This window comes from Flavobacterium luminosum (assembly GCF_023635005.1).
GTDB lineage: Bacteria > Bacteroidota > Bacteroidia > Flavobacteriales > Flavobacteriaceae > Flavobacterium > Flavobacterium luminosum.
This window is the reverse complement of the sequence record NZ_JAMLJM010000015.1, coordinates 1-8,708: the sequence shown is the minus strand read 5'-3', so window position 1 is coordinate 8,708 and position 8,708 is coordinate 1. Positions and strand designations below refer to the sequence as shown.

Below are 8,708 nucleotides of genomic sequence, written 5' to 3'. Positions count from 1 at the left end.
TTGCCTAAAATGAGGTCTCCTTCCCAATGTCCAGGAATCTCCCTTCCTAGGACTTCAATAGGTCGTTCATCGATACGAATAGGGTCTTTGATAATGGATCTTTTATCGGCTCCCCGACGTACATTTCCACGGTAGTTTCTTTTTTGCCTGAGCTGAGCAATGAGCTCTTTTTTGAGTTCTTTTTTTACGTGAACATAGATGTGAAGATAGATGCTTTCGTGAGATAAATTCATAGTTTTATTATTAGGGAAAAGACGTTTTAAAGTGGTAGTAATTTGATCTGGAGACCAACGTAATTTTAAGTGATCGTAGACAAATTTTTTAAGTTCTGGGTTTTGATTTATTTTTGATTTTCTCCATCTTCTATCATACTGTTTTCCCGTAGCAAAAGCTTCTGAGTTTAGAGATGAATAGGGTGTATTCAATTTATTGATTTCTCTAGAAATTGTACTTTTATTTCGGTTTAGTTTTAAAGCAATTTGAGTGATGGAAAAGTGTTGATTAAGCATTTTTTCAATCTCAATTCGTTCTTCAAATTGAAGCCTTTTATAGTTGTTTTTCATAGTGCAAAAATGTTAATTTTTTTAACATTTGTTGCGTTAGATGTCTGAATCGGCGATAAAATTGTAATTAACGTCTCGATGGCTTGTATTACCGTTGAAATATTTGCTCACGAAACTTTATCAATAGATCAAAACCAGCAATGCTGTCAAAATTCGTTTAGGTGCTCGTTGAGCGTATTTTAATTACATTCTTTTTTATTTTGAATTACATTTGCTTTGAAAGTCTAAAAGATTTGTAACTATTGTTTCAATATCAGGATGTCTACACTAGGCAGTCAATTCAATATTCAGTCGATTAATCAAAATATTATTCTCATAAATTTCAAATACTCTTTGTTTACCGTAAAGATTGTCTTGCTTAGTTTGGAATGATATTTTGAGTTTATTGATTTCGATTTCTTTGTATTTATGAAAACCGTTAATTGTATTAAGTAATCCTAATTTTAGTTTTGTTTCTTCAAATTCAATAGATGTGATTACTCCTTGTTTATACTTCTTAAATGCTTTTTGTCCAAAGAAGTATATTACTGCTAGAGCAATTGCAATACTTGTATATTCGGAGTTGTCAAAAAGTAAATCACTAAGTCCTGAACCACTACTTATTCTTCCACTTGATAAAAGCAACAACAATATCCAACCTCCAATCCAGCCAATTATAAAAAGTGTGATATATTTAATAACTAAAGTAAAATAACCTTCTGTTAATTCTGATTCAGGTTTGTTATTTCGTATTTCATTTTTCTTTTGTCAATATTTGTTGAGATAAGTCAGTCTTAAAATTGGTGTTAACGTCCCGTCAACTTAGGCTACCATTACGGTATTTTCTAACGGAACATAACAAATATAGACAACTTTTGTTTGAAAGATTACTTTAAAATAGAAGTAAAACCTGTGCAATGGTGCGAAACCGCTGTTAGCGGCTGGTCTTATTTTAATTTATTGGTCTGTTACAATATTATGTTTTGAGCTTAATAAATTATTTAGAACGGGATTAATTGGTTTAAAGCAGAATCCAGTTTCTTTCTTTGTACCATTTTCAAAAAAATGAAATTCTACCCCAACAAGAAAAACTTGTTTTGTTTTTTTTAAATTTACGATATAGAAATTAATATGATTTTCGATTTCCTTTTTCAGTAAAATCAATAAAATCATTTGAGAATAAAATTAAAGGCCAAGGATTCCAATTTTTAAAATATTTTAATTTATTTGCCTTTAAAACTCGCACAAATTTAATTTCGGTATTTTCATCAAAAGTTAAATCCTTTCGGAAGTGATATTTCAAAAATTCGAATAATTCTGTTATTAAATACTTTGTCATTGAGGGTTTTACGTTTCGTTTTTTTAGGCTTGCCGCTAACGGTTTGGCACTTGGCGCAGTGGCGGATTTCGGAGCACTTCACTGTCAATATACCACAAAGGTTGATACGAGGTAGAATGTTCAATTAACCACTTCACCCGCCATTGAGCCAAACGCCTGTTAGCGGGTCGTTGTTTTTTGTTCGTCATTAACATATTCTAAAATGTCACCTGGTTGGCACTCCAAAACATTACAAATTGTCTCCAAAGTACTAAATCTAATTGCCTTAGCTTTTCCTGTCTTTAATATAGAAAGGTTAGATAAAGTCAACCCAACTTTATCAGAGAGTTCATTCAGTGACATTTTCCGCTTTGCCATCATCACATCTAAATTTACAATGATTGCCATAGCTTATACAGTTAAGTCGTTTTCGTTTTGAATTTCTACCCCTTTTTTGAAAATGGTTGCTATGATGTAAATCACAGCACCCATTAAAATAAATGCTTTGCTGTCTACCCAAAATTGGTCGAGGTGGTGAGTTGAAAATCCATAATGGTTTAGACTTTTTGTTATTTCTTGAGCAATGTAGCCCAAAACACCTATTGATAAGGTAAAATAACTAACCTTTGCTATCTGCTTTGATACAAAAGTGCTAAATGGTTTCTTTAAATCCATCTTGTGCATTAGTACAATGAGGATGTAAAACAGTATCGCTTTAAGCAGAGCAATGGATAGCACAAAACCATACAGTCCAAAAAATGCCCATTTACTTTCATTGAAAATTGGCATCATATCCAATTTCTGGTAAAGGTTTTGAACAACCTCAGGCTTGTACAAACTATAAATGAAATTGATTATTAAACCTCCTCCTTCAATTGATAAGCCTACAAAAATGAGCCAAGCCACAGCATAGAGGCCCCAGAATACGAAATTGTTTGTTTTTGAAATCATTATTCAAATTTTGATTAACGATGTAAAGATAATAAATAATTATTGAAAAACAATAAATAATTACTTAAAAACAAATTAATTTTACTGAATTACATCAATAAAAAGTCATAGCTAATTAATTTATTGATGTTTAGGTTGTGTATGAAAGTCCGAAAAAAATTACGCTTTGGATGACTATTTTTCTCACAATGCCCGCTAACGTCCAGTTGGATTGTATTACTGTTGAATAAATTTAGCTAAAAGTTAACAAGTACAAAACCAAATTGGAAAAAACGGAGTTTTTTCCAAATATTCCTGAAACAAGCAATGGCGCCAAACCGCTGTTAGCGGTTAGGTCGTGTAAAATAAAAAATTTCTAATCAATTATGATCCAAACAATTTTTTAATGTGATTTTTTATTGTTTGTAAAAAACTTTAGATTTTTTCAGAAAATATTTTCATTTAGTTTGAGTTTATTTTAAGATTTTAATTCCTATTTAAATTCAGTTTTACAAATAAAATAAGCTATTTAATTGACTAAGAAATGGCTTGTAAACAATTAATGAAAATATGATCAACGTATTCTTATAATTTCCACTATTCTTTCGTTTTCATTTACTTTGATTCTATATTCACCTTTAATTGTATCTATAATAGATTTAAACTGAGCGATTTCATATTCTTTTCCATCTAAATTAATTTTATTAGATTCCTTTGAACTGATTACAGATTTTATTCTGTTTGTTCCATCGTTGCTTTCATATGCATCTAAGGATATAGAATTAGATGAATTGATTATATCTTCTTTTATTGGATATTTTTTTTGTGCACATCCGATTGTTAAAAGAAAAGTTAATGTAAAATAGATAATATTTCTCTTCATTTTAATTTTTAATTTTCGCTACGTTACTTAAACCACAAACATTCATAAGTAATTGGGTCGCTGCACTTGCTGGAATAAAAAATGAATCTCCCGATACATCATCAGTATAAATAGTACCATAAATTGCACAATCTCCACCGCTATACCACAAACCTCTTGTTGAAGTTATTTTACTATTAGAAGATTGTATTTTTTCAAAATAAAAAATCCCTTTTTCGTTTGTCTCTTGATTGATAGCGTCAATTTTTTGAAATCTAGAAGAATTGAAAAAGCTTGATGATTTTTGTTTATTTTTTATAATTTCAGATTTTACAAAATCTTCATTTTCTGTTTGTAACTCATCATGTGAACAAGAAATTGATAAAAAGATAAATAAGCTAGATGTGATTAATGATTTTTTCATAATTGATTTTATTTATTATTATGCTGATATAGAATACAAAAAGGAATATAAGTTTAAGTATTATTTAAACTTTTTTAACGTCACATACCTTTTAAATGTTAAGAAATTTTATTTCTATTTGAACTATGCTTTTTCTATTAATACAATAAAAAAGTGTTGTATTAATAAAATTAATGTCGATTTAGGATTTATTTTAGGGTTAGACTTAACTCCCTTTTGTAAATATAGTTATAAATTATTTAAAAAAAAACTATAATTTGGTAATATTTTAATTTTTAATAAACTATTAGTTAACAATAGTTGCAAATTGTCTTTATCGGTTAGGTCTTTTTAAAATTAGTATTCATACTTGGTAGTATTCTTTATTTTTAGGTTTATATTTTAAATTTTACAATTCTTTTTCAGAAATAGTTTCTTTAAAATTGAGTTTAATTTAAAATTTTTTATGATCTGTATATCCTTTCGGTTTCGACTTACCGCTAACGTTCCCACGTTTGGCGCAGTGGTGGGGGATTTTGGAAAACTAAACTGTCAGTCAGTACAAATGTACAATAGTAGCCAGATTTTTGATTGTAAAACCAAAACCCCCATTGCGCCAAACGTGTGTTATAGGGCGTTTTTCTTGTTTGGGTCAAGGGTGTCATTCGTGTCTTTGTAAAATGTGTTTTTAATTATGTCTGCTAATTCATTAACTTCACCATTGTAACTTGTCCCAACGTTATAGTCATTGATTATATAATTTTTAGCATACCAGTCAAAATAGTCGCTGCTGTTTTCTGTCGGATTTTCAAGATACTTTTTATAGGCGTTAACGATTTTTTCAGTTCCTATCTTTACACTTTCTAGGTCACTTATTAATTTGTCAGAACGAACTTGCATAACTCCTAATGTATGTGGCTTTTTTGTTAGCTTGAATTTCAAATTTTCAATTTGTCTTGCAATTTTTGGTCTATTAAAGTCTTCATAGATAATTATTGCATAAACAATGCTTTCAAGTATTTCATTGTTTGTCAAGTCCTTGATAAACTGTCCATAAAACCGTTTGAAATAATGATAACAGCTCTTTAGATACTTGTCTTTTCGTTTTTGTGTCGCTTCTTGTGAAAAGCGTAGGTTGTTTGCTACTTGGAAAATAAAGATTAAGATAATTATCCAAAGTTCATTTGCAACAGTCGTGAAGTCAGGCAAAATATTCGCTTTAACTTTTATCAGTTTTTCGTAGGTGAAGTATGATATAACAACGATTGCTGTCCAATATAGAAACTGTCTATACCAATTCAGTAAAAGTCCGCGATTAGTAGCTAAATTGAAAATTAGTCTAAATAGTATGTAGTAAATGTTAACCAGATAAATATTCCAAACAAATTTGTCAAGTCCGAAATAATATAAACTTGTCGAAACGATAATAATGTAGACAATTGGAGTAAGAACTCTAATCAGAAAGTTCAAAGCTGGAGCTTCTTCTGTCTTTACGAATATGGAAATTTCCATATAGCCAATCGAGTATGAATGTTTGCCTATCCAATTGATTAAGAAAAAAAGTCCAACGCCTAAAATTATATGAACTAAAAGTATCTCCATTTATTTTGTCTAGTTTGTTGTCGTCACTTAAAATGCTCTATAACGTCCCGCCGGCTTGTCTTGCCGTTGCGTAAATTTAGCTAAAAGTTTGCAGGTAAAAAACTAAATTGGAAAAAACGGAGTTTTTTCCAAATATTCCTAAAACCAGCAATGGCGCCAAACCGCTGTTAACCGCTGGTGGATTTTTAAATTTAGCAATCAGTTTTTTTCAACAGAATGATTTTCCGCAACGAGAATTTTGCGTTCAGTTCTGTTTCCAACGTAAAGTTTTTCAATTTTTTTCAAAAATAATCTCGGCGTAGAGTTCGGTTAAATTTTAAGCTTAATTTCCGTAAAGTTTTCAACGTTTTGAATTTCTAGACAAAGTTTGGTACGTTTACGTGATTGTCAAACTGAGTTTTGTCAACCGTTTTTCTTTCAAAAGTTGCTGAATTTTTGTCTGCGTTTTCATTTTCGACCGATTAAAAACTGAATTTTCAATTATCTAAAAATTTTGAAAAATAGGAGAGAAGAAGTAGACAGAAATTCAGTAACAATTCAACGTTAGATTGGTTTTCAGCATTTCGGTTCGGCACTTACTGGTAACGTCCCGCCGGCTTGGCCTGCCGTTGCGTAAATTTAGCTAAAAGTTTGCAGGTACAAAACCCAATTGGAAAAAACGGAGTTTTTTCCAAATATTCCTAAAACCAGCAATGGCGCCAAACCGCTGTTAGCAGCTGGCCTTGTTGTACTATTTTATTTTTTTAAATACAGAGTCCTTTTTTGCTTTTAACTCTTCTGCATTCATTCTTTTGTTTGATTTGCTAATTCACAGAATAGCTTTAAGTTTTTTGTTGCCCTGATTTGTATGCCTTTATTGAGCGCATCTTTCGAATTTAGTTTGTCATAGGTATGCTGCTAACGAATATTTGTATATGAAATAGCGGAGTTTTATATTCAATAATTTGCCTTGTTAACTTAACGAAGATAAGAAACAGCGACTATTGATTTTATCTTTAGCCACTATTTCTTACACACAATGTTGTGTGATTAGTTTTATTCTGTTACTTTCTTATATTTAGTTAATTCATATTCAATATATGTTGTATTTGTGACAAGATTTGTGTTAGTCAAAGAAACTATTGGAATTGTAGATTTTTCAATACAAGGTAATTGTATTATTAATTCATTATTTGCTGAAATAGAAAATGTGCCTACTTGACAACTTTCAATCATGTTTGAGACAATTATTTCTCCTCTATTCTTAAACCAAAGGTCATAGATTTTTCCGGAATCATGAGATTTCCAAGAAGCTGAACTACCATCCGAAGAATAAATTTCTACAATTTTCCATTTTCCAATAAGTTCCGGAGGAACATTATTTTTAGGATCATCGTTTTTTGTACATCCAGACAGAAATATTATTAGTAAAAAATAAATAAGTGTTTTCATAATATTTTGATTTTTTATTCAACGATTATTTTGTGGTTTATTATTTCTTCTTCTACATAGGGCATAAAAAATAGACACCTTTTTTAAGTCCTAAAGTTATAAATGAATTACTATCGAAAGTTTTTGCTTCTAAACCATAAATATCGTAAAGTTTTACATTTTTTATCTCTTTATCTTTGACTTTTTCAATATTACTTGGAGTTACTTTTGCACAAGGGTCTATAATTTTTTACTTGGTTACCAGTTTCTGTAGTACAAAATTCTTGAGCAATTAAAGTTTGAGAAAATATTAAAGCAAGAGTTAGAATAAGTTATTTCGTTTTTATATTTTTAACAGTTATTGTGTTAGATATCTTAATCGGCGAAAGGCTTGCTGCTAACGTCCCGCCGGCTTGGCGTTCGGTGCGGAATTTTAGCCTGGAACTTCACAAATATAAACAAATTTTGGTTTAAAAATTAACTTTCCAAAAAAGCGCAAAACCCGCACTGACGCCAAACCGCTGTTACACGACGTAGCAATTTTTTAAAGTTGAATTTTTATTAAAATATTCAATTTTGGAGCAATAAAAATATGATTTTATTGAAAAAATATGATTTTAAGTAAAAACGAAGCCAAAAGTTGCCAAACACAAAAATGAACATTACCAAGAAACGTAATCTGTTGGCAAGAATCACGTGCTACAGCGCAAACGGAAGCAGATACAAAAATGAAAATTCCCGAGAAACGTAATGCGATTGCAAAAATCACGAAAGTAAATATCAAGTAACCACAACGATTTTCGACAACGAAATTCTATACAGTTTTCAATAACATTTTCGACAATTTTAATTTGTTTTCAGCTATTTAACAGGTTTGTTTTTGGCTAATTTTTCTGTAGAACTATTGCGCAACGTCTATGTCGTGTAACGTCCCGCCGGCTTGGCCTGCTGTTGCGGCATTCGTACACGGAACTTCACAAATATAAACAAATTTTGGTTCAAAGAGTAACTTTCCAAATATTCGCAAAACCTGCAATGGCGCCAAACCGCTGTTAGCCGTTCGGTTTTATTTTTTATATTTCTTTTTAGACAATTCAATTAATGTAATTCTTCTTTCAGTTTTTTGAGACAAATTAGATTTACAGTTTTAAAAATGTTTAAGTTTTTTTTACTTTTTTATGTAACATTTTTTCGACCGCTAATCAAGTATAATAATCCAACAAAGAAACTAAACATAATAAATCCAATTGTCCACAATACTTTTTCAGAGCTACTTATTCTGTTTGAACTGTTCACTTCGTAAATTCCAACAACAACATACAATATAGTTGATAGTATTCCTATTATTAGAAAAATTGATGAATATTCCCAATGAGAAATTTTTATCATTGCTCCGATAACTGTAAAAAGAAATGAAATTGCAAATGCTTTTTTAAATAAATTCTTTTTTTCGTTTTCCATAATTTTTTCTTTTTTATTTAAGCATCATCTTTCTGCGTTCCGTCAAACTGACGGCTAACGTTCCCAGGCTTTACGACTGTTGCGGACTAAAGAATCTGGAACCTTTCCGTTTAGCACTGACTTCAAAGATACAAAAGAAACTTTAAATTAATCGCAAAACCCGCAATAGCGTAAAACCTG

At 30.4% G+C, this 8,708-nt stretch carries 9 protein-coding genes; all 9 read right to left on the bottom strand.

The features are described from left to right. The coding region (locus NAT50_RS12175) for an IS30 family transposase (protein ID WP_250593501.1) at positions 1 to 563 on the bottom strand (563 nt) is incomplete at its 3' end. Positions 564 to 830: 267 nt separating this feature from the next. Further along, entirely contained in the window at positions 831 to 1,193 is a 363-nt protein-coding gene (locus NAT50_RS12170; protein WP_250593500.1) for a hypothetical protein, read from the bottom strand. An 847-nt stretch (positions 1,194 to 2,040) separates the two neighbouring features. After that, positions 2,041 to 2,268 carry a helix-turn-helix domain-containing protein gene (locus tag NAT50_RS12165; RefSeq protein ID WP_250593499.1) on the bottom strand — a complete coding sequence of 76 codons (228 nt, stop codon included), beginning with the start codon at positions 2,266 to 2,268 and terminating at the stop codon, positions 2,041 to 2,043. A 3-nt stretch (positions 2,269 to 2,271) separates the two neighbouring features. Continuing rightward, on the bottom strand, positions 2,272 to 2,811 hold the full coding sequence (locus NAT50_RS12160) for a DUF2975 domain-containing protein (protein WP_250593498.1): 540 nt from the start codon (positions 2,809 to 2,811) through the stop codon (positions 2,272 to 2,274). 553 nt (positions 2,812 to 3,364) lie between these two features. Further along, on the bottom strand, positions 3,365 to 3,673 hold the full coding sequence (locus NAT50_RS12155) for a hypothetical protein (protein ID WP_250593497.1): 309 nt from the start codon (positions 3,671 to 3,673) through the stop codon (positions 3,365 to 3,367). 1 nt (position 3,674) lies between these two features. Beyond that, entirely contained in the window at positions 3,675 to 4,076 is a 402-nt protein-coding gene (locus NAT50_RS12150; protein WP_250593496.1) for a hypothetical protein, read from the bottom strand. A gap of 606 nt (positions 4,077 to 4,682) precedes the next feature. Next, the gene (locus NAT50_RS12145; RefSeq protein ID WP_250593495.1) at positions 4,683 to 5,657 is read right to left on the bottom strand and encodes a hypothetical protein; all 975 of its coding nucleotides are present in this window, start codon (positions 5,655 to 5,657) and stop codon (positions 4,683 to 4,685) included. Between the two features lie 1,035 nt (positions 5,658 to 6,692). After that, positions 6,693 to 7,088 (bottom strand): lipocalin family protein, encoded by a 396-nt coding sequence (locus NAT50_RS12140; protein WP_250593494.1) that lies wholly within the window; start codon positions 7,086 to 7,088, stop codon positions 6,693 to 6,695. A gap of 1,155 nt (positions 7,089 to 8,243) precedes the next feature. After that, on the bottom strand, positions 8,244 to 8,528 hold the full coding sequence (locus NAT50_RS12135) for a GldL-related protein (RefSeq protein WP_250593493.1): 285 nt from the start codon (positions 8,526 to 8,528) through the stop codon (positions 8,244 to 8,246). Positions 8,529 to 8,708: the final 180 nt, after the last annotated feature.

Coding starts and splice junctions, on each gene's coding strand:
- NAT50_RS12140 (WP_250593494.1), bottom strand. CDS start 7,088: ATGAAAACACTTATTTATTTTTTACTAATAATATTTCTGTCTGGATGT.
- NAT50_RS12145 (WP_250593495.1), bottom strand. CDS start 5,657: ATGGAGATACTTTTAGTTCATATAATTTTAGGCGTTGGACTTTTTTTC.
- NAT50_RS12160 (WP_250593498.1), bottom strand. CDS start 2,811: ATGATTTCAAAAACAAACAATTTCGTATTCTGGGGCCTCTATGCTGTG.
- NAT50_RS12155 (WP_250593497.1), bottom strand. CDS start 3,673: ATGAAGAGAAATATTATCTATTTTACATTAACTTTTCTTTTAACAATC.
- NAT50_RS12135 (WP_250593493.1), bottom strand. CDS start 8,528: ATGGAAAACGAAAAAAAGAATTTATTTAAAAAAGCATTTGCAATTTCA.
- NAT50_RS12150 (WP_250593496.1), bottom strand. CDS start 4,076: ATGAAAAAATCATTAATCACATCTAGCTTATTTATCTTTTTATCAATT.
- NAT50_RS12165 (WP_250593499.1), bottom strand. CDS start 2,268: ATGGCAATCATTGTAAATTTAGATGTGATGATGGCAAAGCGGAAAATG.